This window comes from Aminipila sp., from assembly GCF_032051575.1.
Taxonomy (GTDB): domain Bacteria; phylum Bacillota; class Clostridia; order Peptostreptococcales; family Anaerovoracaceae; genus Aminipila.
This window is the reverse complement of the sequence record NZ_DAMBYD010000003.1, coordinates 170831-194083: the sequence shown is the minus strand read 5'-3', so window position 1 is coordinate 194083 and position 23253 is coordinate 170831. Positions and strand designations below refer to the sequence as shown.

28 protein-coding genes are annotated in these 23253 nt (G+C 33.4%); 22 read left to right on the top strand and 6 right to left on the bottom strand.

Annotated features, from left to right (window positions below; all coding sequences use genetic code 11):
- Nucleotides 1–24: 24 nt before the first annotated feature.
- The gene (locus RTW14_RS05015; RefSeq protein WP_312648598.1) at nt 25–339 is read left to right on the top strand and encodes a nucleotide pyrophosphohydrolase; all 315 of its coding nucleotides are present in this window, start codon (nt 25–27) and stop codon (nt 337–339) included.
- A gap of 26 nt (nt 340–365) precedes the next feature.
- Nucleotides 366–2045 (top strand): DNA/RNA helicase domain-containing protein, encoded by a 1680-nt coding sequence (locus RTW14_RS05010; RefSeq protein ID WP_312648597.1) that lies wholly within the window; start codon nt 366–368, stop codon nt 2043–2045.
- Nucleotides 2046–2135: 90 nt separating this feature from the next.
- Here the strand turns inward: RTW14_RS05010 and RTW14_RS05005 are convergent, their stop codons facing one another.
- Both RTW14_RS05005 and RTW14_RS05000 read right to left on the bottom strand, forming a co-directional pair.
- A complete protein-coding gene (locus tag RTW14_RS05005) occupies nt 2136–2300 on the bottom strand; it encodes a hypothetical protein (protein WP_312648596.1) in 165 nt (54 codons plus the stop codon).
- A 99-nt stretch (nt 2301–2399) separates the two neighbouring features.
- A complete protein-coding gene (locus tag RTW14_RS05000) occupies nt 2400–2708 on the bottom strand; it encodes a helix-turn-helix transcriptional regulator (protein ID WP_312648595.1) in 309 nt (102 codons plus the stop codon).
- A gap of 145 nt (nt 2709–2853) precedes the next feature.
- Here RTW14_RS05000 and RTW14_RS04995 point away from each other — a divergent pair, with 145 nt between their 5' ends.
- The 11 genes from RTW14_RS04995 to RTW14_RS04945 all read left to right on the top strand — a co-directional run bounded on the left by RTW14_RS04995 (nt 2854) and on the right by RTW14_RS04945 (nt 12218).
- Nucleotides 2854–3066: a sporulation initiation factor Spo0A C-terminal domain-containing protein gene (locus RTW14_RS04995; RefSeq protein WP_312648773.1), complete on the top strand. Its 213-nt coding sequence runs from the start codon at nt 2854–2856 to the stop codon at nt 3064–3066.
- Nucleotides 3067–3141: 75 nt separating this feature from the next.
- Complete coding sequence (locus RTW14_RS04990) at nt 3142–3993, top strand: MerR family transcriptional regulator (protein WP_312648594.1); 852 nt, start codon at nt 3142–3144, stop codon at nt 3991–3993.
- A gap of 104 nt (nt 3994–4097) precedes the next feature.
- On the top strand, nt 4098–4691 hold the full coding sequence (locus RTW14_RS04985) for a hypothetical protein (RefSeq protein WP_312648593.1): 594 nt from the start codon (nt 4098–4100) through the stop codon (nt 4689–4691).
- Nucleotides 4692–4847: 156 nt separating this feature from the next.
- Nucleotides 4848–8285 carry a TrmO family methyltransferase domain-containing protein gene (locus RTW14_RS04980; RefSeq protein WP_312648592.1) on the top strand — a complete coding sequence of 1146 codons (3438 nt, stop codon included), beginning with the start codon at nt 4848–4850 and terminating at the stop codon, nt 8283–8285.
- A gap of 135 nt (nt 8286–8420) precedes the next feature.
- The gene (locus tag RTW14_RS04975) at nt 8421–8588 is read left to right on the top strand and encodes a zinc-ribbon domain-containing protein (protein ID WP_312648591.1); all 168 of its coding nucleotides are present in this window, start codon (nt 8421–8423) and stop codon (nt 8586–8588) included.
- Nucleotides 8589–8726: 138 nt separating this feature from the next.
- Nucleotides 8727–8924: a hypothetical protein gene (locus tag RTW14_RS04970; RefSeq protein ID WP_312648590.1), complete on the top strand. Its 198-nt coding sequence runs from the start codon at nt 8727–8729 to the stop codon at nt 8922–8924.
- 44 nt (nt 8925–8968) lie between these two features.
- Nucleotides 8969–9172: a hypothetical protein gene (locus RTW14_RS04965; RefSeq protein WP_312648589.1), complete on the top strand. Its 204-nt coding sequence runs from the start codon at nt 8969–8971 to the stop codon at nt 9170–9172.
- An 84-nt stretch (nt 9173–9256) separates the two neighbouring features.
- Nucleotides 9257–9409 (top strand): CPC_1213 family protein, encoded by a 153-nt coding sequence (locus RTW14_RS04960; protein ID WP_312648588.1) that lies wholly within the window; start codon nt 9257–9259, stop codon nt 9407–9409.
- 471 nt (nt 9410–9880) lie between these two features.
- Nucleotides 9881–10045, top strand: a complete 165-nt coding sequence (locus RTW14_RS04955; protein ID WP_312648587.1) for a zinc-ribbon domain-containing protein — start codon at nt 9881–9883, stop codon at nt 10043–10045.
- Nucleotides 10046–10200: 155 nt separating this feature from the next.
- Nucleotides 10201–11205, top strand: coding sequence for a C45 family peptidase (locus tag RTW14_RS04950; protein WP_312648586.1), 1005 nt, complete (start codon nt 10201–10203; stop codon nt 11203–11205).
- Between the two features lie 110 nt (nt 11206–11315).
- Nucleotides 11316–12218: a hypothetical protein gene (locus RTW14_RS04945; RefSeq protein ID WP_312648585.1), complete on the top strand. Its 903-nt coding sequence runs from the start codon at nt 11316–11318 to the stop codon at nt 12216–12218.
- 19 nt (nt 12219–12237) lie between these two features.
- Here RTW14_RS04945 and RTW14_RS04940 read toward each other — a convergent pair whose 3' ends face one another.
- Genes RTW14_RS04940 through RTW14_RS04930 form a run of 3 tightly spaced genes read right to left on the bottom strand, consistent with a single transcriptional unit; the run spans nt 12238 to nt 13538 of the window.
- Nucleotides 12238–12894: a chloramphenicol acetyltransferase gene (locus RTW14_RS04940; RefSeq protein WP_312648584.1), complete on the bottom strand. Its 657-nt coding sequence runs from the start codon at nt 12892–12894 to the stop codon at nt 12238–12240.
- Complete coding sequence (locus tag RTW14_RS04935; RefSeq protein ID WP_312648583.1) at nt 12884–13183, bottom strand: DUF2087 domain-containing protein; 300 nt, start codon at nt 13181–13183, stop codon at nt 12884–12886. The genes RTW14_RS04940 and RTW14_RS04935 overlap by 11 nt, the downstream gene beginning before the upstream one ends.
- 16 nt (nt 13184–13199) lie before the next feature.
- On the bottom strand, nt 13200–13538 hold the full coding sequence (locus RTW14_RS04930) for a GIY-YIG nuclease family protein (RefSeq protein ID WP_312648582.1): 339 nt from the start codon (nt 13536–13538) through the stop codon (nt 13200–13202).
- Between the two features lie 225 nt (nt 13539–13763).
- On the opposite strand from RTW14_RS04930, the gene RTW14_RS04925 reads away from it, so the two are divergent.
- The 5 genes from RTW14_RS04925 (at nt 13764) to RTW14_RS04905 (ending at nt 18111) form a co-directional block, all read left to right on the top strand.
- Complete coding sequence (locus RTW14_RS04925; RefSeq protein ID WP_312648581.1) at nt 13764–14186, top strand: DUF3788 domain-containing protein; 423 nt, start codon at nt 13764–13766, stop codon at nt 14184–14186.
- A 585-nt stretch (nt 14187–14771) separates the two neighbouring features.
- Entirely contained in the window at nt 14772–15005 is a 234-nt protein-coding gene (locus tag RTW14_RS04920) for an AbrB/MazE/SpoVT family DNA-binding domain-containing protein (protein ID WP_312648580.1), read from the top strand.
- 102 nt (nt 15006–15107) lie between these two features.
- Complete coding sequence (locus tag RTW14_RS04915; protein WP_312648579.1) at nt 15108–15989, top strand: stalk domain-containing protein; 882 nt, start codon at nt 15108–15110, stop codon at nt 15987–15989.
- A 243-nt stretch (nt 15990–16232) separates the two neighbouring features.
- Complete coding sequence (locus tag RTW14_RS04910) at nt 16233–16424, top strand: DUF1858 domain-containing protein (protein ID WP_312648578.1); 192 nt, start codon at nt 16233–16235, stop codon at nt 16422–16424.
- Between the two features lie 91 nt (nt 16425–16515).
- Complete coding sequence (locus RTW14_RS04905; RefSeq protein WP_312648772.1) at nt 16516–18111, top strand: GNAT family N-acetyltransferase; 1596 nt, start codon at nt 16516–16518, stop codon at nt 18109–18111.
- A 142-nt stretch (nt 18112–18253) separates the two neighbouring features.
- Here RTW14_RS04905 and RTW14_RS04900 read toward each other — a convergent pair whose 3' ends face one another.
- Nucleotides 18254–18646, bottom strand: a complete 393-nt coding sequence (locus tag RTW14_RS04900; RefSeq protein WP_312648577.1) for a pyridoxamine 5'-phosphate oxidase family protein — start codon at nt 18644–18646, stop codon at nt 18254–18256.
- 134 nt (nt 18647–18780) lie between these two features.
- On the opposite strand from RTW14_RS04900, the gene RTW14_RS04895 reads away from it, so the two are divergent.
- The 4 genes from RTW14_RS04895 (at nt 18781) to RTW14_RS04880 (ending at nt 23072) form a co-directional block, all read left to right on the top strand.
- On the top strand, nt 18781–19131 hold the full coding sequence (locus RTW14_RS04895; protein ID WP_312648576.1) for a winged helix-turn-helix transcriptional regulator: 351 nt from the start codon (nt 18781–18783) through the stop codon (nt 19129–19131).
- Between the two features lies 1 nt (nt 19132).
- Nucleotides 19133–19966, top strand: coding sequence for a pentapeptide repeat-containing protein (locus RTW14_RS04890; protein ID WP_312648575.1), 834 nt, complete (start codon nt 19133–19135; stop codon nt 19964–19966).
- A 248-nt stretch (nt 19967–20214) separates the two neighbouring features.
- A complete protein-coding gene (locus tag RTW14_RS04885; protein WP_312648574.1) occupies nt 20215–20478 on the top strand; it encodes a metal-sensing transcriptional repressor in 264 nt (87 codons plus the stop codon).
- A gap of 17 nt (nt 20479–20495) precedes the next feature.
- Nucleotides 20496–23072 (top strand): heavy metal translocating P-type ATPase, encoded by a 2577-nt coding sequence (locus tag RTW14_RS04880; RefSeq protein ID WP_312648573.1) that lies wholly within the window; start codon nt 20496–20498, stop codon nt 23070–23072.
- Nucleotides 23073–23253 lie beyond the last annotated feature (181 nt).

Below are 23253 nucleotides of genomic sequence, written 5' to 3'. Positions count from 1 at the left end.
TTACTTTTTATGATGAGGTAAACCATGGATGATATCAAAAATAAATTAATATTATTTAATAAAGAAAGAGACTGGGAGCAGTTTCATACTCCGGAGAACCTAGCAAAATCAATTTCAATAGAGGCAGCAGAATTATTAGAATGCTTTCAATGGAATAATGAATACGATATTCATGCCGTTAGTGATGAGGTTGCTGATATAGTTATGTATTGTGTCATGTTTGCAGATAAGGTCAACATCGACTTAAAAAGCGAAATTTTGAGAAAATTGGATGAAAATAGCAAGAAGTATCCAGTATCAAAATGCAAAGGAAGCAGCAAAAAGTACAACGAATTTTAGATATTAATATTGCGAGGTATATTGTTATGGCTCTTATTCAAAGTACAGATTTTGAGGATGAAGCACCTGATAAAGTTAGCAAACTTAAATACGGGAAAGAGTGGCCTGTAGTTTATATAATTAATAATAAGAATGAAGCATACGTTGGTGAAACGGTTAATGCTAATATTAGGACAAGCCAGCACCTGAAAAATACAGAACGAAGGCTTTTGAGTTATATTACATTAATTAGCGATGATAATTTCAATAAATCTGTAATTTTAGACTTAGAAGCATATTTAATAAAGTATATGTCCTCTGATGGCAAATTTAAATTACAGAATACGAATATGGGCATGCAATACCATAATTATTATAATCGAGAAGAGTACGAATCAAAATTCAATGAAATATGGCAACATTTGAAAGAGGTAGGACTAGCAAAAAATGAAATTAAAGCAATAGAAAATTCCGATATCTTTAAATATTCTCCGTATAAAGAATTAAATCTTGATCAGTACAGGATTATATATAAGATTATTGACAGCATTAAAAAATACCAAATAGATGGGGAAAGTTTTACTACTATAGTACAAGGTGGTGCTGGGTCAGGTAAGACTGTGTTGGCTGTTTTTATTATGAAACTTTTAAGTGAGAATAGGGAAAGCTTGTTAAAATATAGTTTTGGAGTAGATTCAAATTATGAAGATATTTACGAATCCTTAAAGCTACTTAACACTATGAAAATTGGGTTAGTTGTGCCAATGCAATCTTTACGATGTACAATAAAAAAAGTATTTAAAAACATAAAGGGTTTAAATATTAACATGGTTTTAAGTCCTATTGATGTACCAAAGATGGAATATGATTTACTCATAGTGGATGAAGCGCATAGGCTAAGACAACGTAAGGCATTATCTAATTATCCAACTTTTGATAAAAATAACACTAAATTAGGATTTGATAATAATGGAACTGAATTACACTGGATTTTAAAATGCAGTAAAAATCAAGTGTTTTTTTATGATAGCATGCAGTCAGTCAAGCCTTCAGATGTTGATAAAGAACAATTTGACAAGTTAATGGAAAATGAGAATATTACTTGCTATAAATTAACTTCTCAATTTAGATGTCAAGGTGGTAATGATTATATTGATTACGTTAAATCAATATTCAGCTATAGTCCACCTAGTAGATTTATTGATTTTAGTGACTATGATTTTAAAATCTTTGATGATGTAGAACAAATGATTTTTGAAATTAAAGAAAGAGAAAAGAAATTTGGACTTTGTAGAACAGTTGCAGGGTATTCTTGGAAATGGCATACAAAAAAGGACAATAGTCAGGATACTTTTGATATTAGTATAAAAGGCCATCAATATAAATGGAATTCAGAAAGTAAAGACTGGGTTAACTCTCCTAATGCAATTAATGAAATCGGCTGTATTCATACAATTCAAGGATATGATTTAAATTATGCTGGAGTAATTCTTGGCAATGAAATCAAATATGATGACAAGAAGCAGATAATATATGTGGACAAAACTCAATATCATGATACGCAAGGGAAAAGTGCATTAAAAAACAAAGAATCGCTTTTTAATTATATAATGAACATATATACAACATTGATGACCCGTGGAATAAAGGGAACCTATGTATATGCGTGTGATGAAAAATTAAACGATTATTTATCTAGATATATATGTAAATTAATTATGAAATAATAAAACACTGTCTCATGAAAAAATAAATCATGAGACAGTGTTTTTACTATACCAAGTGGATTGACTCGGTTATATTATTTAATTCCATATTTAATTACCGAACCTGTTATAATGTGGACTTTTAAATCCCTCATTCTTTGTAGATTTGTGTTTTGAATTTGGATTATGGTTATGCCCTTCTTCAGTTATTGGAGTTTGATAATTACATTTCTCCATTCTTGCCTCTTTATTATCTGGTTGACTATCTTTTGCCATTAAAATATATCTCCTTTGCATAGTATTTTATAGGAGTTATTTTGTACATTACAATAGTAATTATCCCTACTTATCTTTAAAAATAGTGATATACCTCTTTTACTTTTTTAGACCTTTGATTATCTCGTAAATATTAATTATCTGCACTTCATCCAACGTGTTCAAATCTTCAATGACAGATTTGATTAATGCGGGGTTGTTGATTCCTACGTCAAAAAACTCTTTTGGAGTAATATTAAAGTATTCGCAGATATAGAGAAACTCAGTCATTGACGGTAATGCTTTGCCGGAAACGATACTATGGATATAACTAGGACTATGACCTAGCTCAATGCTCATGCTTCTTTCGGATATATTTTTTTGAATACGTAATTCACTAATTCTATTACGAATAAATTTATCATCCATATACTCACCTCTATCTGATTGTAATAGATAGTATTGCTTCTTTTGGACGAATAAATTAGTTATTAATCTTGAAATATATAATTATATCGTCTACAATAAGTATGATATACGAATAGATTAGATAAGGGGTGAATTAATTTTGAGTATGAGAGCAATATATCGCAAAATTGCAAAAAAACATGGAGTAAGCGTTCTGGAGGTCAAAAAAGATATGCAAGCTGCTATTGATTATGCGTACCAAAAGCCTGATAAATCAGAAAAAGAAAAGTGTCTACAAAAAAGCATGCCGCATAAAGGTGCAGTCCCCACAACAGATGAACTTGTACAATATTTAAGTTATAAACTTAAAAGAAAATAGAAGAAAGGATAAACCCTATTGACTATGACATTGTGTCATAGTGTAATATGCTAGTTATACAAGGAAGGGGAGGATATGATGACAATTCACGAATTGGCCAATTACAGTGGAATCAGCATAAGAATGCTGCATTATTATGATAGGATAGATCTGTTGAAACCCTGCTGCATCGAACCAAACGGATATCGGAAGTACAACGAGGAGTCGCTAAGGCGTTTGCAGCAGATTATGTTTTATAAAGAAATGGATTTACCGCTTAAGAAAATAAAAGAGATTATGAATCAGCCCTTGTTTAATCAAAAAGCAGCAATAAAAAATCAGAAGGACTTTCTGATCGCAAAAAGAAATCGCTTAACCAAGTTGATTGAACAAATGGAGCAGATTCTGGAAGGGAATAACGAGATGGATTTTAAAGTATTTGAACATAATGAATTAGAAGAAGTATTCAGAAGTAGGATTATGCAATTGGATGAAGGGTATCAGCAGGCTTTGATTAACCAATATGGAAGCATTGACGCATTGATTGCGCGCATGACAAAAAACAAAGCGAAAATAACGGAATCAGCAATAAAGTATTATGGAAGTGTTGATAAGTATATAGAATCGTTAAAGCAGGCACCGTTACCCAAAGAGGGAATGGGTAAATTACAATTGAAGCTTGATGGAATTGTTAAAAAGATTGCAGCTTATAAAGGAGAAGATGTGAGTAAGCCTGAAATTCAAAAGCTTGTAAATGAGTGGAAGGAAACATTTAAAATGATTCTGGAGCAAGACGACATATCAGAGACATTTCGACGAATATACCATAGCTATATGAATCGTCAAGAAATCATAAAAATAATGGATGAAATCTATGGTGGTGGTTCTAGTGTTTTTGTTGGAAAAGCAATGAAATATAATGATAGGGATATGCCTGCTATTAAGTGAAATGTATAGAATTCAAAAAAACATTCCAATATAATCCAAAAATGTAGTATGCTATAAATAAAGGATTAAGTTATAAGGGGATGCAGTGGGGAGGAAATACGGAAATGCGGATAGAAAATAATAACACTTTTACACAAAGTAGTGCTGTTTTAAGTACAGGGAAAATCGGGAATGTACAATTGCCTGATTATACGGATTTTCATTTTAACACGAAGACGGAGCCAGTTATGAGCGATGAGGGGTATAGAACGGCTATTATTGAGCAGGCAAAAAAAGATCAGGCCGCCGGAAAATTTCAATCGGAATCTGCGGGTTTTAGAAATCTGGTGAAAAGTTATGTCTCCGCTGTTTCTCCTGACAGAAAAAGAATGATAAGCCAGGGGTTAGCAACAGTATTCAAAAACAATAATCAGCAGCCTAAAACCCTTAACTTGATAGATTATCTGCTTGGTAGTGTTAAGTATAAGAAGGAAGTAAAAAATGTGTCTTATGCTGAATTTAACGATAGCAACGGTGAGATGGTGGCTACTTATTCAAACGGAAGCTGGACATTTTATGGAACAAAGGCAGAGAATGCCCGAGAGTCTGAACTTTGGTGCATATACAATGATGCTTGGAATAACGCTGCCAGAGAAAGTCAAGGGAACAGTATAGCAAGTATCGGGGATACGACTGGGGCTATTGATTTATCTGTGTAAAATTCCCAATTGAATACATAAAATACTTTAAGCGGTTTTTGCAAATAAGCAATAACCGTTTTTTTTTTGTTCATAATCAGCTCATTTTTTATTGACTCTCACACGATGTAATGGTTTATGATGGTATAAATGAAGCAGAATAAGGAGTGGGTAAAAATGTATCAATTGAAGGTAATTGGCAAGATAAAATCTGAGAAACAAAGTACTGTAATTTATGTAGATAAGAAATTTCAAAAAGCATTAAAGTATTTAGATCAATTTAGCCATGTACATGTTTTTTATACTTATTATCAGAATGAAAAATGGTGTATGTATAAGAAAATCGTTAGAATCCAAAAGGTTTATCTTCAAAAGGGACTCATTTTAACAGAGGATAGTGTAAATGTGGCGGAGGAATTAGATTTGATTGATTTAAAGCCTTATTTCCCATGTGAAGATTCTGTAAAAGAAGTTATGCCATCGCCAAGGGTTTTAGAGGATAACATAGAATTAACTAAAAACCAATTGGACGCTAATTTTGAAGTGGATTCCATTGGAATGATTCGCAATATTAATGGCGATATTTATATACAATCTAATAATGCGGTAAGTATTACAAGTAAGTACATAAAAATATATTGGTGGTTTCATAAGTTTGACTTTGATAGATATCGCCAAGCAACGGAGTGCAATCCCCCATATGAAAATGCACCAAGGACAGGAATATTTGCAACAAGATCTCCGGTGAGACCTAACCCGATCGCTATGACTGTAGCACGAGTACAGAAGGTGGATCGGGCGAAAAAAAGAATCTACATAAGTGGAATAGAGAGCTTTGACAAAACTCCTTGTCTTGGCATTAGTGCATATTCATCCGAAGAAGACTGTATTACACAATGTGAAGTACCAGAGTGGCTCCGTCATTGGCCGAAATGGTTAGATGATATAGATGAGAATAAGAATCTGGGGAAAATAGAATGCAAAGATAGCGGATTAGAGGAGTTATTGAGAAAGAATAGTAAAATCAAGATTAAGGATTTTAATATAACCGATAATAGGGCAAAAGAATATGAAAAAGAGGATGGGATTATTGTTCTAGGAGCCAGAGAAAATAATTTAAAGGGAATAAATGTAAGAATACCATATGGAAAGATAACGGCAGTTGTTGGGGTGAGTGGAAGCGGAAAGTCAAGTCTTGTCAATGATACAATATACGCTGAATGTAGGAGACGGATGGAATACTTAAATCATAATCGCAATATGTTACAGAAACCAAGGGTGGAGAGTATGGTAGGATGTATTCCAGCGGTTATTATTTCACAGGAAGCCATTCGTGGTAATTCACTTTCTACAGTAGGTACCTATACCAACGCTTATGACTATCTAAGAGTGATTTATGCCAGTGTATCAACTCGTCATTGTCCAAACTGTGGAAATGAAATCATACCATTAACAAGAGATACAATTCTCTCCCTTTTAAATACTCAAAAAAATATTGAGATATATGACCTTACAAAGCAGATAATAGGAGAGGGAACCCTTGAAGAAAAGGTAGATATTGCACTAGATAGGGGTAATGGAGGGTTTTACATCAAACTTCCGCAGAAAGATTTCCTGTTATTGCAGACAAAGCAAAAGTGCTATCAATGTGGTAAATTGATGTTTGAAATGACACCACAAATATTCAGTTATGTAGATCCGGATAGTAGATGTCCGGTTTGCAATGGAAGAGGACGAACAACTGAGATTGATGAAAATAAAATTATAGATCATCCGGAATTATCATTATTAGATGGGGCTTCTTCCTTTTATGGCAAATTAAGAACTTTTATAGAAAATCCAAATGCAAATTGGATGAAGGGTCAAATGGTCGGGCTGGCGGAGGAAATGAAGGAAGATTTGGAAAAGCCGTGGAACCAATTATCCTTGGAATATAGAAATCTAGTACTTCATGGATCCGATGAAAAAGTAGTAACATTTTCTTATGATAATAAGAAGAACGGAAGAAAAGGTCAGATTACCCGTCCGGTAGAAGGAATCTGTCAAATCATCAATAGAATATATGAGGAAAATACTGAGACAAAATCACTGGATAAATATATGACACAGGTTACCTGTAAGAGTTGTGAGGGAGAACGACTAAATAAGGAAGGAAGAATGGCAACAATTAACCAGATTAGGTATCCACAGGCAGCAGAGATGAAATTTTGTGAAGCAATTGATTTCTGTCATGAACTACAAACAATACTATGCGAGAATGAGATTAAAAAGATTGAAAATGCAATCCGAGCTTTAAAAGAAATTGCTGAATCGGCTGTACGATTAGGAATTGGCTACTTGCAGCTGAATCAGGAAACAAACACTTTGTCTGGAGGAGAAGGGCAAAGAGTAAAACTATTAGGAGCATCCATTAACCATATGACGGGCATTTTATATGTTTTTGATGAACCTTCAAAAGGGCTGCATCCTCATGATTATAATAAGGTAATGGGTGTGATTCAAAATCTAAAAAGTGAAGGAAATACAATTATTATAGTGGAACATAATGAGGATATGATTCGAGTTGCAGATAATATAATAGAAATTGGACCTGGTGCAGGGAAACAAGGCGGATTCTTAGTAGGAGAAGGCTCACTTGAAGCAATGATTCATCATAAAGGCACACAAATAAATAAATATATGAATCCTGAAATCAATAGAAAAATGCCATTCTATAGAAAGCATGATATAGAGAAAATGCCTTTTATAAAAATGCAAAATCTAAATTACAGGAATTTAAAGAATATTTCTATTACATTTCCTAAAAATGCACTTACCTGTATTTGTGGAGTAAGTGGAAGTGGAAAATCTTCTTTGCTGAAAGGTGAAATTTATAATGGAACAAAATGTAGAAAGGATTTTTCTGATGTTATTTTGGTTGATCAGCTGCCCATAGGAAAAACCTCTAAATCTATTGTTGCAACCTATATTGGCATGATGGATTTGATAAGAATAGCCTTTTCATCTACAGCACAGGCTGTTGAAAATAAATTGAGCGATAAATATTTTAGTTTTAATGGAGAATTTGGACAGTGCACCACTTGTAAGGGCGAAGGAAAAATCAAATTAAAGTATATGGAAGATTCTTATATGCAATGTCCGGATTGTAAAGGGAAGAGATATCAGAAGAGAATACTGGAAGTTGGTTATCATGACAAAAGCATAGATGAAGTTTTAAACATGTCAATCGAGGATTCACTATCATTTTGGTGTGAGCCAGAGGATATGATTCTAAAATTGAAGTCTCTACGAAGAGTGGGGCTAGGATATTTGAAACTTGGACAAAGTACATCGACTCTTTCAGGGGGAGAATCATCCAGATTAAAATTGGCAAAAGAACTAATTACGAGGAAGAAAAATAATGTTTTATATTTGCTGGATGAACCGACAACAGGATTACATTTTTCTGATATAGATCATTTGTTAGAATTAGTATCAGAATTAATTTCTAATGGAAATACTGTTATAGCCATTGAACATAACAAGCAATTTATTGGTAGTTGCGATTGGAGTATTGAACTGGGACCCGGCGCAGGCAAAGAGGGAGGAGAGATTGTAAGGCAAGGTGCGTTGTGAACAGTATGCTTCTTATTTTTTTCTAAATAAAGCTTGCATAATTTTTCTCCATATGCTATATTCTGATTATTAAGAATATTTAAAATATAATTCGAAATCAGTATTTTGTATAATAACTTAAAATGGAGGAATAAAATGTCAGATAAAGCTTTAATTTGTAAAGAGTGTGGTAAAGAATTTATATTTACAGAAGGTGAACAGGCTTTTTATAAAGAAAAAGGATTCGAAAACGAACCACAAAGATGTCCAGACTGTAGAAAAGCGAAAAAACATCAGAACACCAGCAATAGAAACTACAAATAGCATTTTTTAAAATGAACCTATAGGATTAAATTTCTGTAGGTTTTTTGTTTTTTATTAAACACCACCTATTATAAAATATTGTTTATCAAAGAATACCATCACCGGATTTGGTTAGGATAATAACAAGGAGGTGAGATCATGAATGATAATATAGATTTAGGCAATATGACATCAAAGGAAATCGGAAATTTGATGACAAAGCCACTAGTAGAGCGGGGGAAAGAACTTGTTAATACTGTAAACAATAATCAAGAAGCTGACTATGGAGACTTACCATCTAGAGCGTTGGCGACTCTTGGGAAACAAGTTGTCGACAACCAGATTAACCAATATTGATATTTTTTAGCATAAGCATTTTATATACTTATGGGAGGTAGGAAATGAAGAGATTTACTTGTCATTGTATAGAAGAGCAATTTAAAAACTCAGATAAAGTTTATGTTGGTTTTGAGGATCAACCTACAACGGAAATACTGTGTGTATACAGACCAAAGGAAAAAGCCACCTTAAGGCGGATTAAATTGCAAACCAATTATTGTCCAATGTGCGGAGCAAAATTGGAGGAGATAGAGAGTGTACAATAATTAGTAATACTTTTCTTTAGGCGGTGATTCATATTACGGTAAAAGAAAAAGCATTTCAATATTAAGAAATAAGGAGGCTTTATTATGGGAGTTGGAAATAAGCAAAAAAGTACAAAAAATAAAAAGAACAGTGATGGCAAGTTTCATTCAAAGCATATAAAACATGACCCTCAAGCAGAAAGTGCTAGAGCTGTTTTTGGACTTAATCAAACAGATAATAATTCCAAAAATCAATAGCAGCAAATTTATAGAAAATATTACCTTATTTATTTATTAATTAAAAATCAAAACTTGAGCATAATATAACTAGGTCGGAAATCAGAAAGGAAGGTGCGATATGGAGGGCGATTTTTATTTATAACAGTTTTTTATGTGTAATATTTATGCAGCCAAAAACAATTGTAGTTTTAAATTAAAGGTTAAAATTTGTATCTAAAGTTTGATAGTTTGATTTCTCGACTAATAAAAAGAGCACTATTTTGTGCTCTTTTTATTTAACTCCCTATTCTAGGTAAACAACATAGGTTAAGCTTCTGATAAAAAGTGAATTAATTTCAAATAAAGGCTTGCATTCATTTGAATACTATGTTATATTTTAATAGTTGTAAATGTTTACAATATAAACTAAGATTAAATCTGATTATAACATTCCTTATAAATGATTAAAAATCAGTATTTTGTCTAATTATTTAAAATGGAGGAATGAAAATGTCAGATAAAACTTTAATTTGTAAAGATTGTGGTAAAGAATTTATTTTCACTGAAGGCGAACAGGCTTTTTATAAAGAAAAGGGATTCGAGAACGAACCACAGAGATGTCCAGACTGTAGAAGAGCTAAGAAACAGCAGAACAACAACAGAAACTACAGATAATATTTAAAAAATTAAACCTATAGGATTAAATTCCTATAGGTTTTTTTATTGCCTATACAACAAATTAATATAACCCTTGACATAAAATTTTTATTCAATTACGCTTGTCATGTGAGATGGCGCCAACTCTCAATATTTTAAAGGAGAGTAAAATTATGTATCACGGAAGATTTAAAGGAACACATTACGAAGTTGGTTTTAAATGGGGGCAGATGTTATCAAAGTTTGGAAAGAAGCTTGATTTTTGTCCAACGTTTAAATTAACAGAAGAAAAGTATGAATTTGCCAGTCAATGTGTAGAAGAGTATAAAAAATATTTCCCTGAAATCCTTGAGGAAATTAAGGGAATTGCGGATGGAAACGAAATACCTGTTGAAACGTTACAAGCTATTTTATTTTGTATGTACTGCTTTGAATTTGATAACAAATGCACATGTTTCGCCATTAGTACAGATAATGAAATTATTTTTGGCAGAAACAGTGATTTTTTAGTAAGCCTTGAAAAAACGTATATGAACTGTATCTATCATTTAGATGGAAGTTATTCGTTCAATGCCAATACAACCGCTTATGTTCAGATGGAAGATGGAGTAAACCAACATGGACTAGCGGTGGGTCTTACTTTTATATATCCTAGAATAAGAAAACCAGGGTTTAATTCTGGTATGCTGGTAAGATATCTACTTGAAAAATGTAAAACCACTCAAGAAGCAATTTCCGAGTTGCAGTGTTTACCTATAGCATCTGCTCAAACTATTACTATTGCAGATAAAGAGGGAGACATTGCAGTTATAGAGTGTAATCCTGAAAATGTTATTGTTATCACCCCAGGGGTGGGAGAAAATTTTGTTGCAACAGCCAACAACTTCAATTCTGCCCAAATGAAGCAATATCGAAATCCAGATATAGATGATTGGCGTTCAGACGAGCGGTATTATACCGTATACAATGCCCTAAAAAAATATAAAGATGAATATTCAATTCCGTTTGCTCAATCTGTATTGGCAGGAGAGCATGGATTTATATGTCAATATGACCGTAAGAAAAATGCAGATACTGTCTGGTCTGTTATATATGATTTGAAGAATAAACAAATCTGGAGAGTAGAAGGCAATCCTTCTCGAAAAAAGTTTAAAGAAGATATGAGAATGAAACTATAAGGTTTACACCGGACCGCACAAAATGCCATGAATGGGAGTGTGAAGATCGTATGAATTCTATGTGGTTGTCTGCAGCAGCAAAATAACGGAATGAGAAAGGAAAAAATTAAATGGTATTAGACATTTACGAAAGGTGCAACGCCGACGATGGCTGCCGTGAAAGATGGCAAAGATGGGAGCTGCATAGGCATATAATGAACTGTATTTTGAGTGAGAGAATCTTTTCTGCTGTAAAAATAAAAGATGCAGTGGTTTTGGGGGCGGGTCGTTGTGAGGATATCGATTTAAAGTTTTTGTTAGATCATGTGCAATCTTTAACGTTAGTTGACTATGATTATAACAGCATGGAAAAGGCCTTGGAGAGGCAGGAGTTAAGCGTTGAAGAAAAGGAGAAAATTATACTGAAAGGAAATATAGAATTTACCGGATTCTATAATAAGGACTTTATTGATAACGTGATTGCTAAAATCAAAATGAAAGAAAATCCAGCTACAGTGATGCAATTTGTTATGGAACGACTAAATTCAGCTGCTAGTAACGTTAAAGAGTTATTAGATAATCAGGAATACTCATTAGTAATTTCTGGTGCAGTTCATTCTCAATTAATTGTTCCTTATACAGAAATAGCAGCAATCGACAATGAATATCGGGATGTGATGATGAGTGAAGCAGGCAATATTGCCAATATATTAGCTGAAAATTATAACAAAGTAGTAGCTTCTTTAGTGAAGAAAGATGGTTGGTTGTTTTCCTATTTTGATGTTATGGAACTATCGGAAAGAAATAATACGTTGTCTTACGAGGGTTTTATCAATGGGTTAATGGCTCAAAATGAATATGAAAAAATAGATGAATTCTTTGTACAAACTGGCGGTGTAGCAGGGGCAAGGCATGGGTACAAACATTTATGCGAATTAGCAGAAAAATATATGACTTACAACAAATCCTGGATATGGAATTTTCGGGACAATAAAAAGTATTATGTACACAGTATATGTTTCAGAAAAGTATAAAAAAAAGAAGAGTGGATTTTTATTTAATCCACTCTTCAGGATGATGCATATATTTCTGAAATTTTTCCAGGAATAGACCAACATGATAGCCATCTGCCACTGCATGATGAACACTAATTGATAAGGGCATCATTTTTTTATCATCCCGTTCAAAAAACTTTCCTGCTTCTAAAACAGGGAAATAATTGTCTGAACTGACAAAGGGAATTGGAGAATAGCTTGTAAACTGTGTCCAAGGTAACATTCCAATCATAAAACTATTTGCTGGAATCCCAGATTTTGCCAAAATACCATGATTTTCGGCATACTGTTTCTGATCATCAAGATAATTATTATAAAAATCTTCAAAGTCAGGGGCATATACCGACCACATGCTGGACATGGTTTTATCATCTTCATGAAAGCAGGCATATGAGGGATGTAATACCTCATAATATCCCAATTGTTCTTCAATTTTTCCAATCCGAAATTCCTGTTGCTCTGATATCAGCCTGGAGGCTAAATACAGGTATACAGGGAAAAATTTCATATTTAATTTTTTAACTAAGTTATAAGTGTTAGTAATATCAACTTCTACACTAAGGCTATAGCCTGTTGGTAACATTTTGGTGAAATAGTAAAAGTATTGTTTCCTATTCCAGTTATCAAAATCAATGGGATGAAATTCAGTATTCATCATAAATCTCCTTTGCTTCTAGTAGGTTTGCTTTCCAATATCGGCAACCATTTGGCTCGCGGCAGAGCAAGCCATTATCTATAAGCTCACGCCGCAATATAAAGTAATCCCCAAAGTTATGCCACTTGTCGCAGATTTCATTAACCTCTTGTTCTGTATAATTACAATCTGGCTCAAATTTATCTGCTAAATATGCGAGTACTAAATAGCGCATTTTGTGTTTTTGGGGTAATAATGCTATTTTTCCTGTGTCATCAAGAAATCTATTTATATTAAGTTCTTGCTCCATTTTGGTTACCTCATTTCTAATCTTCCTGCAGTTGTTTTTCAGCCCACATTTCAAGTAAGGCATCAACATCCTCTGCAAATTCACGTTCCGTTTGTGTTTCCCCTTTTTTGATCTCTTCAAGTATTGCAAAGGAAAACGATTCTGACCCATATTGTTCCCATTCCAAACGCATACTGGGTTCAAGACAAGAATTTATGGATACAGAAAAATCAAACCTGTTTTTCTGCCCTGTCATGTCCATTGTTGATTTAATCCACTGACGGCCATTACTATTGCATTTAATGCAATATACTCCACCAACAACTGTCCTGTTTTTGTATTGTTCTTTTAATTGTTTCTTTGAGAGCTTATCCATAAAATACACCTCCTTCAGACATGATTTTTAATGCTGTCGAAACAGTAGCGATGCCACCTTTATCTCCATATAAAAAATAATAATGGATGAGGATTAAGAATACAATAAACGCTCCGTAGAGTTGTTACAGAAGTTAAAAACATTACAGGTACAAAATATGCTATGATATATTCAAAGTTTAGTGCGAACTATCTAAATTATATCTATAGGAGAAGGTGGAAGGACATGTTAGATAAAATACCTACAAGAGAAGAGATGAGCGAGTTAGTTGGAAAGCAGAAATTTCATGTTTGGGAAGAAATGTGTAAAATGATAGAAAACAGCTATGAGATGGAACGTATCTGGAATAATGGCGGTAAAGCATGGAAATATGAATACAAATACCGCAGAGGAGGGAAAACACTATGTGCATTGTATGCTAAAGATAATTGCTTTGGGTTTATGGTTATATTTGGCAAGGCAGAAAGAGAAAAGTTTGAGGCAGAAAGAGAGAGGTATTCTGAAACCGTTCAAATGATATATGATGATGCTACTACATATCATGATGGAAAATGGATTATGTTTGAATTGATAGACATTGTTTTATTTGAAGATATGGAAAAATTACTGCGAATAAAAAGAAAGCCGAATAAAAATAAGATTGTGTAATAAAATTATAGAGTAACATCAAAAAGGGATTATCACTTTTCGTAACGGTGGTTAGTCCAAAGTAGTTGTTTAATTAGCCAACCATCTAAATTGACAGTTTAGGTGGTTGTGTTATTTTTTGTGCATTATTGTAATGCAAGTTGAAACAATTCCAATAATTACAAGAGAATAGGTGAAAAGGCCTTCATATGTAACCATAACATCACCTCCCAGAAGGAAAGTGACCAGCCACCAAGTGGTAATCCCAAGTCGGACAGCAGACCTTATTGCTAAAAGAAATGCAGTTAAATGACATGCAAACTGTAAAGAAATTCTTTAAGGAATACTTAAAAATAAAAGTATTTTCTGATCTTACAATTTTATGGATTTAGAAAATGGGTATAATTATCTTTAATAATATATATTCAAAGATATAAGTAGATATGTACAGTGTTAGTGAGAAAATGCAAAATAAAATTATAATGGACTGTTTATTTTGTTAAAAAAACAAAACCCTATATATTTTTTTACCAATATTTACATGTATATATTCTAAAATAGAGATGGTAAAATTATGAAAAATAAATAGAAAGAAGGCAAATTAATATGAAAGCAACTGGAATAGTAAGAAACATAGATGAGTTAGGAAGAATTGTATTACCAATGGAACTAAGACGTACCTTAGATATAGAAGTTAAAGCACCCCTTGAGATTTATGTAGATTCACAATATATTATTCTTAAAAAGTACAATCCATCCTGTGTGATTTGCGGGAGCATGGAAGAACTGGAAGATTTTCAAGGTAAGAAAATCTGCAAAAAATGTGTGAAAGAATTATAACTTTTATCTAAAATAAATTGAATATGCTCCCAAATAGGAATACAATTAGAAATATATAACAATATTTAATATTTTTATTTGAGAAAGAAAGGAAATTTTAAAATGGGGAAACAGTTCAAGGGATTTATTTTAGGGTTTATTTTTGCTTGTTTGTTGGTTGTTCCAACCACAGCGCTAGCTGATAACATACAGGCACAGTTTAATGCAGTTAATATAACTGTAGATGGTAACAGTGCTGTTAAGCAAGGGGAAAACTATCAATTAACAGATGGGAGTACAGTTCCGTTTAGTATCAGTTATAAGGGGACAACTTATATTCCGATTAGAAAAATAAGTGAACTATTGGGAATCGGTATTACTTATGATAATGCAAGTAAAACAGTACAAGTTGCGTCAAATTCAAATGCTGCAAAGGCACAAGACAAACCTGTAGAAAACAAGACTACGAGTGCTGCAGTAAGTAAGGAAACCAGCAATACTAATACTAATGATAGCAGCACAAAGGAAAAGGCAAAGACGGCTTCTACAGGATATTCAGTAATAAATCAATGCAATAAGGCTGCTAACGACGATGGTAATAAGGTACAACACATAGTTGGTTATAAGGATGGAAGGACAATTGATACATTAACTAGTGAGCAAAATATAATTAAAGATTGGAATGAACCTAAATATAGTAAAGAGGGATTTAGCAATTCAGCATTGTTTAAAGTTAGCCTAGATTCAAAAGGCATTATCGTGTCTGCTGAAAAAGTGGATTCAAGTATAGAACAGGGAAAAGTTGATAACGCGGACAAGAGAAACGAGGTTACAATTGCTGGAAAAACTTATAATTTATCCAGCAAAGCATTATCATATCGAGTAGATGATAATGATGAATATAGAGTATATAGTGGAGATTTTAAAATAGGTGATATTATACAGCTATATGAGACAGACAGTTCAAATGATGGTTATGATATTGTGATTTTTTCAAGACCTTAAAAAGTAATATATTAGAATTTATAAAAATTTTTTAAATGAAATAAAAAAGGATGAAGCGCCGTACTGCATGCAAACAGAACGGCGTTTTATTATGGTATAAAGTAATGGTTATATTTTTGAGCGCATGATTTGGTTAAAAATACAGAGAATATAGAATTAGTAGACAGATAAAAATGGTTTACTAAAAAATTACTAATCAGTGTCTTATTATAAAACGTAAACAAAATAATGGAGGTTACAGTTATGGCAATTACAAAAGAAATGACCATTGGAGAAGTGGTAAGGAATCATCAGGAAGCAGCTGAAATTTTAATGCAATTTGGCATGGGTTGTGTTGGGTGTCCTTCTGCACAGTCTGAAACATTGGAAGAAGCAGCAGCGGTTCACGAAGTCGACGTTGAAAAAATGATAGAGAAATTGAACGAGATATTATAAATCCAATCAGAAGGCAGATAATGCCTTCTTTTATTTTATATGGTATAATATAGAATATTCAGCTTGCATAATAAGTTGATAATTGAAGTAAATAGGGGGGATTCATATTTTACTAAAAGAGGGAATAGAGATTAGACAAGCTAGGGAGAGTTGGGAATTTGAATTAATATATAAGCTTAATTATGAAACATTTGTGGAAGAGATTCCACAGCACCATAGAAATCAGAGTAAAACATTAGTAGATAGATTTGATAAGGAAAATACATATATTATAGCCTTAAAAAACAAAGAAATTATTGGGATGCTGGCTTTAAGAGATAAGAGACCCTTTTCATTGGATGAGAAAATGGAAAACTTAGATGGATATATTCCTATTCATAGAGGAATCTGTGAGGTTAGATTACTTTCTGTAAGAAAAGAATTTAGAAAAACCAGGGTGATGTATGGACTTATAAAAAATGCATTTCAATATATTACTTTAAAGGAATACGACGTATTAGTAATTTCAGGAATTCTGAATCAGCAAAAATTATACAAGCATATTGGCTTTATGCCTTTTGGAGACGAGGTTGGAAATGATACTGCAAGATTTCAGCCAATGTACATTACAAGGGACAGTTTTAAATTACAGGCCCTTCTAGAAGGAAAAACTCAGGTTAGTTTGTTACCAGGGCCTGTAGAAATAAGCGCAGAGGTGAAAGAAGCTTTTTCCAGTATACCATTGTCCCATAGGAGTGAAACTTTTAAAAGTGTCTTTGAAGATACCAAAAGAATGCTTTGTTCCTTAGTGAATGCAAAAAATGTTGAGATTTTCACTGGCTCAGGGACACTGGCAAATGATGTGATATGCTTAGAAATAGCAAAACTAAATAGAAAAGGGTTAGTATTAAGTAATGGGGAATTTGGCAATCGATTAATGGATCATGGGAATTGTAATGCTTTAGATTTTATTTCTTATGGAGTTCCTTGGGGGGAAGCCTTTAACTGGGAACATATAAAAAGTATTCTAAAAAAAGAAGGAATAGGTTGGATTTATATGGTTTACTCTGAAACTTCTACAGGAATGATTAATGATTTTAAAAAGCTTCTTCCTATTGCCAATGAAAATGATATAAAAATATGTTTAGATGCTATCAGTGCCGTTGGCAATATCCCGGTAGATTTAAGTAAGATATATTTAGCATCTTGTGTAAGTGGAAAGGGGTTAGCATCCTTTTGCGGACTGTCTATGGTGTTTTACAATCATACTATTGCAGAGGGTGACATTAAATTGCCCAGGTATTTAAATTTGTATCAATATAGTCATAGTAAAGGCATTCCATATACTATATCTTCAAATTTAGTTTATGCATTACATACTGCTCTGAAAAATTTAAATATAGATGAAAAGTCTAATCGTATAAAAAAGTTGTTTTTTTTCTTGAAGCAAAGTTTAGTGATTTTAGGTGTTCCCATGTTTAATGCACAGGAAGACATTAATCCTGCAGTTTTAACCATACCCATTGAACAGAACTATGACTCACAAAAAATCGGAGATTATCTGAGAAGAAAAGGGTACTTAGTCAGTTATGAGAGCAACTATTTATTACAAAAGAATTGGATTCAGATATGCCTGATGGGAGATATAAAAAAAGAACAGTTAAGTGATTTAGCAAGAATTTATAGAAATGCTAGTGGAGGTAATTAGAATATTGAAGGCAACATTTTAGAACTTCAAAGTTGGACATGATAGAAATAAATAAAAGCAGATAGCTATTGATTAGATTTATTACCTGATGTTTTTAGCTACCTGCTTTTTATATTGGGTCTATATTTTGGGTTAATCTTAATTAGAATTTAATTACTTCAGGAGCACTAGTAAAAGAATAAATAGTTGCAGTTGCGTCCTGAAGATATAAAACTTCCATAAGGTTATCATCTACTGAGTACATATCGCGTATGACTTCATTTTCATTCAGCATCTGAACACGTGCCTCTCTGCGGTCATCATGAATAGCCTTACCTTCTATACGAATCCATGTACCATCCTTACTCATAGTACTTATTTCAATCTTAGGATTTGTAATCATTTGTTTATAGCAATTTTTCTGATTGCTAGTGACAATATAAAGTTTATCTTCGAATTTTGCTACTGCCCCAAAGGGACGTACGCGAGGCTGGTCACCGTCACATGTTGCAATATAAAATGGGTTTTCTTTCAAATACTTTAATACTTTTTCCATATTATTGTTCCTTTCATATTTACGTAATACAATATTTATGATTTAATTATATATATTATAATAAAACTAACAAGTACGATTAATTTATATACTAGGTATCAAAAGGGATACTATACTTATGAGAGGATAAGGTTATGGAAGATAAAAAAGAATTGTTTGGCATATGTCCTTTTGTAACATCACAGAAGGTTTTAACGGGAAAATGGTCTTTGCTTATTATGTATCATCTAAGTGAAGGTCCTGTAAGATTTAATGAATTGCAACGGAGGTTACCGAATCTGACACAGGCAACTCTTTCAAAACAATTGAAAGCATTAGAAGCAGATGGCTTGGTTATTCGGAAGGAATATCCTCAGATCCCGCCAAAAGTGGAGTACTCAGTGAGTGAAGTAGGACACAAATTTAAGATGGTTTTAGAAAGCCTAGAGGTTTGGGGTAATGAATATATAGAGTATATTAAAAAAAGAACAGATGAGGAGAACTAGAATGAAGAATTCAGATTCAGAGAAAAACGACCTATATAATGAATTATTAATAACATTATCAATAAATTGTGAAGAATGCTGTGGAATATGCTGTACTGCTTTATACTATACAAAAATGGATGGCTTTCCAGAAGATAAGGCGGCAGGAAAGCCTTGTGGAAATCTAAAAGATGATTTTAAATGCAGCATTCATAATGATCTTGTGGACTATAAATTAAAGGGCTGTATGGCGTATGATTGTTTTGGCGCTGGTCAGAAGGTGACACAGGAAATTTACAGAGGACTTGATTGGAAAAAGAATCCTGAGGCTGCAGATCAGATGTTTCAGGTGTTTTTAATTGTATATCAGCTTCATCAAATGCTATGGTATTTAATTCAGGCGAAAACGATTCTTATAGATAATACTATAAAGATTGATATACATAATTTAATTGAAGAAAATGGTAAGATGACACAGATGGGACCAGAAGAAATCATTAAATTAGATTTGGAACAATACAGAGATCGAGTTAATCATATTCTTAAGGAAACGTGTAAAGCGGTACATAGTGAAATTGCAGATAATAATCATAGTATCGATTGCATGGGGAAAAGTTTTAAGAAACAGAATTTAGACGGTAAAGATTTTAGCATGACTTTGCTCATCGCAGCAGATTTTGAGGGCTGCAGTTTAAACAAAACCAACTTTTTAGGAGCTGACATGAGAGATACTAATTTTAGAAATACTGACTTAAGTAAAAGTCTTTTTCTAACCCAAATGCAGATTAATACGGCAATGGGTAATGACAATACAAAGCTGCCAGAATATCTGACTATGCCTGAAAGATGGAGATAAGGTATTTCAATAGATGGAAGAAAGATTCCCTCACTCTTATATAGAGTGTAGACAATTTGTAGTAGAAGGCTGTCTCATATTGAGACAGCCTTTTATATATAAGAAATATTCATTGATTTTCTAGTAAATAAAATAAAAAAGCTTGACTTTTATATTTTTTTGCAGTAAATTGTTACTACACCCCTGGGGGGTGTGGATGAAATGATTAAAATCGGTTAGAGTATTAATTATAAATTAGGGAGACTTTTATGAAAGCAAATGAAAAAAAAGTTTTAAAACTACTTAAGACTGCTAGAGGGCAAATAGATGGCATTATAAAAATGGTAGAAGATGACAGATACTGTATAGATATATCACAACAGCTTATGGCAACTGCAGCTATTTTAAATACTACAAACAGGGAAGTTTTATCTGCACATTTAAAGAACTGTGTAAATAATGCTGCCACAGCAGAAGAAAGAGAAGAAAAAATTGATGAACTAATAGTAATGTTGAGCAAAATCGTAAAATAGACAGGAGGTGTTTGACATTGAAACAAAAGTTTAACATCACAGGAATGACATGCTCAGCTTGTTCGTCACGAGTTGAAAAAAGTGTGGCTAAACTGGATGGAGTTTTAGGTGTAAGTGTAAATTTATTAACAAACAGCATGTCGGTAGATTATGAAGAAAATACATTATCGGAGGAAAAGATTATTGCCTCAGTTGAACATGCTGGATATGGTGCAGAATTGGCAGAAGCAACAAACCAAGGAACAGTTAAAGGACAAAGTCAAGGACAGCATGGCAGTTTTAATAAAAATCCAGCAGAAGAACAAACGCTTGATATGAAGAAACGTCTTCTTATTTCCTTTGGATTTTTAATTCCGCTGATGTATATTTCTATGGGACATATGCTGGGACTAGAATTACCAGAGGCTTTAAGTGGGCACGAGAACGCAGTATCCTTTGCATTCACACAATTTTTGCTCTGTTTGCCAATCATATACGTAAATCGCAATTATTTTATTAAAGGTTTTAGCACGCTGGCTCATGGTGCTCCGAATATGGACAGTCTGATTGCCATTGGTTCTTCTGCAGCTCTGATATATGGCATATTTGCTATATATAGAATGAGCTTCGGCTTGGGATCAGCTAATATGGAACTTGTGGCTAAATATCACATGGATCTGTATTTTGAATCGGCAGCAATGATTCTTACACTTATTACTGTGGGGAAATTTTTAGAGGCCAAATCCAAAGGAAAAACCAGTGAAGCACTTACTAAGCTAATGAATCTGGCACCTAAAACTGCATTAGTCGAAAGAAATGGACAGCAGGTACAAGTGCCAATTGAAGAAGTGGCAGTTGGGGATATTGTGCTTGTAAAGCCTGGAAGCAGCGTTTCTATAGATGGAATCATTATAGAAGGAAGTACGAGCATAGATGAAGCAGCAATTACAGGAGAAAGTATACCTGTGCATAAAGAAGTTGGTATGAATGTAATTGCAGCAACTACAAATAAATCTGGATTTATAAAAGTAAAAGCTGTAAGGGTAGGAGCTGATACTACTTTTTCACAAATCATAAAGCTGGTTGAAGAGGCCAGTGCCACAAAAGCACCTATTGCAAAGTTAGCAGATAAAATAGCAGGGATATTTGTTCCTGTTGTTATAGGGATTGCGTTAATTACTGCTATTGCATGGCTCTTAATTGGGGCAGATTTTGAGTTCGCATTATCGTCAGCTATCAGTGTGTTAGTTATATCATGCCCTTGTGCATTAGGGCTTGCAACACCGGTAGCAATTATGGTAGGCACTGGCAAGGGTGCAGAAAACGGTATCTTAATAAAATCAGGGGAAGCCTTAGAACTGGCTCATAGCATAGATTGTGTTGTGTTAGATAAGACGGGAACTATTACAGAAGGAAGACCGGTAGTTACAGATGTAATACCTATAAATGTACCTAAAGACAGGCTGCTTGAAATTGCAGGAGGCTTGGAGGCAGGAAGTGAACATCCTTTGGCGGAAGCTATATTGGAATATGTAAATAAAGAAAACATCATTATAAAGCAAGTAAAGGAATTTCAATCAGTATCTGGAAGAGGGCTGAAAGCAAGTATTGACGATAAATTATACCTAGCAGGCAATCAGAGAATGATGGAGGAGAATGGAATCTCTATAGCAGCTTATGAAGATAAAATTAACAGGCTGGCTTCAGAGGGGAAAACGCCTATGATGTTTGCGGCACAAAATGATTTGATTGGAATTATCGCCGTTGCAGATGTTATCAAACCTTCAAGCAGGAGGGCAATTGAAGCCTTAAGAAAAATGAATATAGAAGTTACTATGCTGACTGGTGATAATAAAAGAACGGCAGAAGGCATTGGAGGAAATCTGCAGTTAAATCATATTATTTCAGAGGTTCTGCCTCAGGATAAAGAAAGGGTTATATCGGATCTACAGAAGGAGGGTAAAAAGGTTGCTATGGTTGGGGATGGTGTGAATGATGCCCCCGCTTTGGTAAGAGCAGATGTTGGCATAGCCATTGGGGCTGGAACAGATGTGGCCGTTGAGAGTGCGGATATCGTACTTATGAAGAACGATTTACTGGATGTTGTTACTGCTATAAAATTAAGTAAGGCTGTCATTAGAAATATAAAACAAAATTTATTTTGGGCATTTTTTTATAATTGCTTAGGAATTCCATTGGCAGCGGGTGTTTTTTATTCCGTCCTTGGGTGGAGATTAAGCCCAATGTTTGGAGCAGCGGCAATGAGTTTAAGCAGCGTATTTGTGGTATCAAATGCGCTTCGATTAAAGATGTTTAAAGCCGACAAGGCTGGGGATAATAACTTATATAAAGACCAGATAATGGTTGAAAATAAAAATAATCAAATAAAGAATCAGGAGGAGAATAAAATGGTAACTTTAAAAATTGATGGGATGATGTGTGATAACTGTGTAAAACATGTAAGAGAAGCAATAGAATCCTTTAAAGGGGCAACTGTAGAGGTGAATCTTGACAATAAAGAAGCTAAAGTTGAAATCCCAGCTACAATATCTACAGATGAGTTAAAAGCCGCTGTAGAAGAGGCTGGATATACTGTTACACAAATAATACAATAAAAAACTTTTTACTGAACGTAGTTTATATGCTATAATGCAAAACAGAGATAGTATTTGTTAAGAAACTATACTCTTGTTGATTTTACAGACTTAAACTAAATTTTATTAGAGAATGAGCTTATATTAATGATTAAATAAGACTCGGATTTCACAAATGATAAAAGTACAGTATGCACTTTCC

Bases quoted from the DNA above. Each gene is read 5' to 3' on its own strand.
- RTW14_RS05015 (WP_312648598.1), top strand. From the start codon at position 25: ATGGATGATATCAAAAATAAATTAATATTATTTAATAAAGAAAGAGAC.
- RTW14_RS04915 (WP_312648579.1), top strand. From the start codon at position 15,108: ATGGGGAAACAGTTCAAGGGATTTATTTTAGGGTTTATTTTTGCTTGT.
- RTW14_RS04890 (WP_312648575.1), top strand. From the start codon at position 19,133: ATGAAGAATTCAGATTCAGAGAAAAACGACCTATATAATGAATTATTA.
- RTW14_RS04925 (WP_312648581.1), top strand. From the start codon at position 13,764: ATGTTAGATAAAATACCTACAAGAGAAGAGATGAGCGAGTTAGTTGGA.
- RTW14_RS04975 (WP_312648591.1), top strand. From the start codon at position 8,421: ATGTCAGATAAAGCTTTAATTTGTAAAGAGTGTGGTAAAGAATTTATA.
- RTW14_RS04910 (WP_312648578.1), top strand. From the start codon at position 16,233: ATGGCAATTACAAAAGAAATGACCATTGGAGAAGTGGTAAGGAATCAT.
- RTW14_RS04990 (WP_312648594.1), top strand. From the start codon at position 3,142: ATGATGACAATTCACGAATTGGCCAATTACAGTGGAATCAGCATAAGA.
- RTW14_RS04960 (WP_312648588.1), top strand. From the start codon at position 9,257: ATGGGAGTTGGAAATAAGCAAAAAAGTACAAAAAATAAAAAGAACAGT.
- RTW14_RS04920 (WP_312648580.1), top strand. From the start codon at position 14,772: ATGAAAGCAACTGGAATAGTAAGAAACATAGATGAGTTAGGAAGAATT.
- RTW14_RS04955 (WP_312648587.1), top strand. From the start codon at position 9,881: ATGTCAGATAAAACTTTAATTTGTAAAGATTGTGGTAAAGAATTTATT.
- RTW14_RS04945 (WP_312648585.1), top strand. From the start codon at position 11,316: ATGGTATTAGACATTTACGAAAGGTGCAACGCCGACGATGGCTGCCGT.
- RTW14_RS04985 (WP_312648593.1), top strand. From the start codon at position 4,098: ATGCGGATAGAAAATAATAACACTTTTACACAAAGTAGTGCTGTTTTA.
- RTW14_RS05010 (WP_312648597.1), top strand. From the start codon at position 366: ATGGCTCTTATTCAAAGTACAGATTTTGAGGATGAAGCACCTGATAAA.
- RTW14_RS04940 (WP_312648584.1), bottom strand. From the start codon at position 12,894: ATGAATACTGAATTTCATCCCATTGATTTTGATAACTGGAATAGGAAA.
- RTW14_RS04900 (WP_312648577.1), bottom strand. From the start codon at position 18,646: ATGGAAAAAGTATTAAAGTATTTGAAAGAAAACCCATTTTATATTGCA.
- RTW14_RS04895 (WP_312648576.1), top strand. From the start codon at position 18,781: ATGGAAGATAAAAAAGAATTGTTTGGCATATGTCCTTTTGTAACATCA.
- RTW14_RS04995 (WP_312648773.1), top strand. From the start codon at position 2,854: ATGAGAGCAATATATCGCAAAATTGCAAAAAAACATGGAGTAAGCGTT.
- RTW14_RS04885 (WP_312648574.1), top strand. From the start codon at position 20,215: ATGAAAGCAAATGAAAAAAAAGTTTTAAAACTACTTAAGACTGCTAGA.
- RTW14_RS04930 (WP_312648582.1), bottom strand. From the start codon at position 13,538: ATGGATAAGCTCTCAAAGAAACAATTAAAAGAACAATACAAAAACAGG.
- RTW14_RS05005 (WP_312648596.1), bottom strand. From the start codon at position 2,300: ATGGCAAAAGATAGTCAACCAGATAATAAAGAGGCAAGAATGGAGAAA.
- RTW14_RS04970 (WP_312648590.1), top strand. From the start codon at position 8,727: ATGAATGATAATATAGATTTAGGCAATATGACATCAAAGGAAATCGGA.
- RTW14_RS04950 (WP_312648586.1), top strand. From the start codon at position 10,201: ATGTATCACGGAAGATTTAAAGGAACACATTACGAAGTTGGTTTTAAA.
- RTW14_RS04980 (WP_312648592.1), top strand. From the start codon at position 4,848: ATGTATCAATTGAAGGTAATTGGCAAGATAAAATCTGAGAAACAAAGT.
- RTW14_RS05000 (WP_312648595.1), bottom strand. From the start codon at position 2,708: ATGGATGATAAATTTATTCGTAATAGAATTAGTGAATTACGTATTCAA.
- RTW14_RS04935 (WP_312648583.1), bottom strand. From the start codon at position 13,183: ATGGAGCAAGAACTTAATATAAATAGATTTCTTGATGACACAGGAAAA.
- RTW14_RS04965 (WP_312648589.1), top strand. From the start codon at position 8,969: ATGAAGAGATTTACTTGTCATTGTATAGAAGAGCAATTTAAAAACTCA.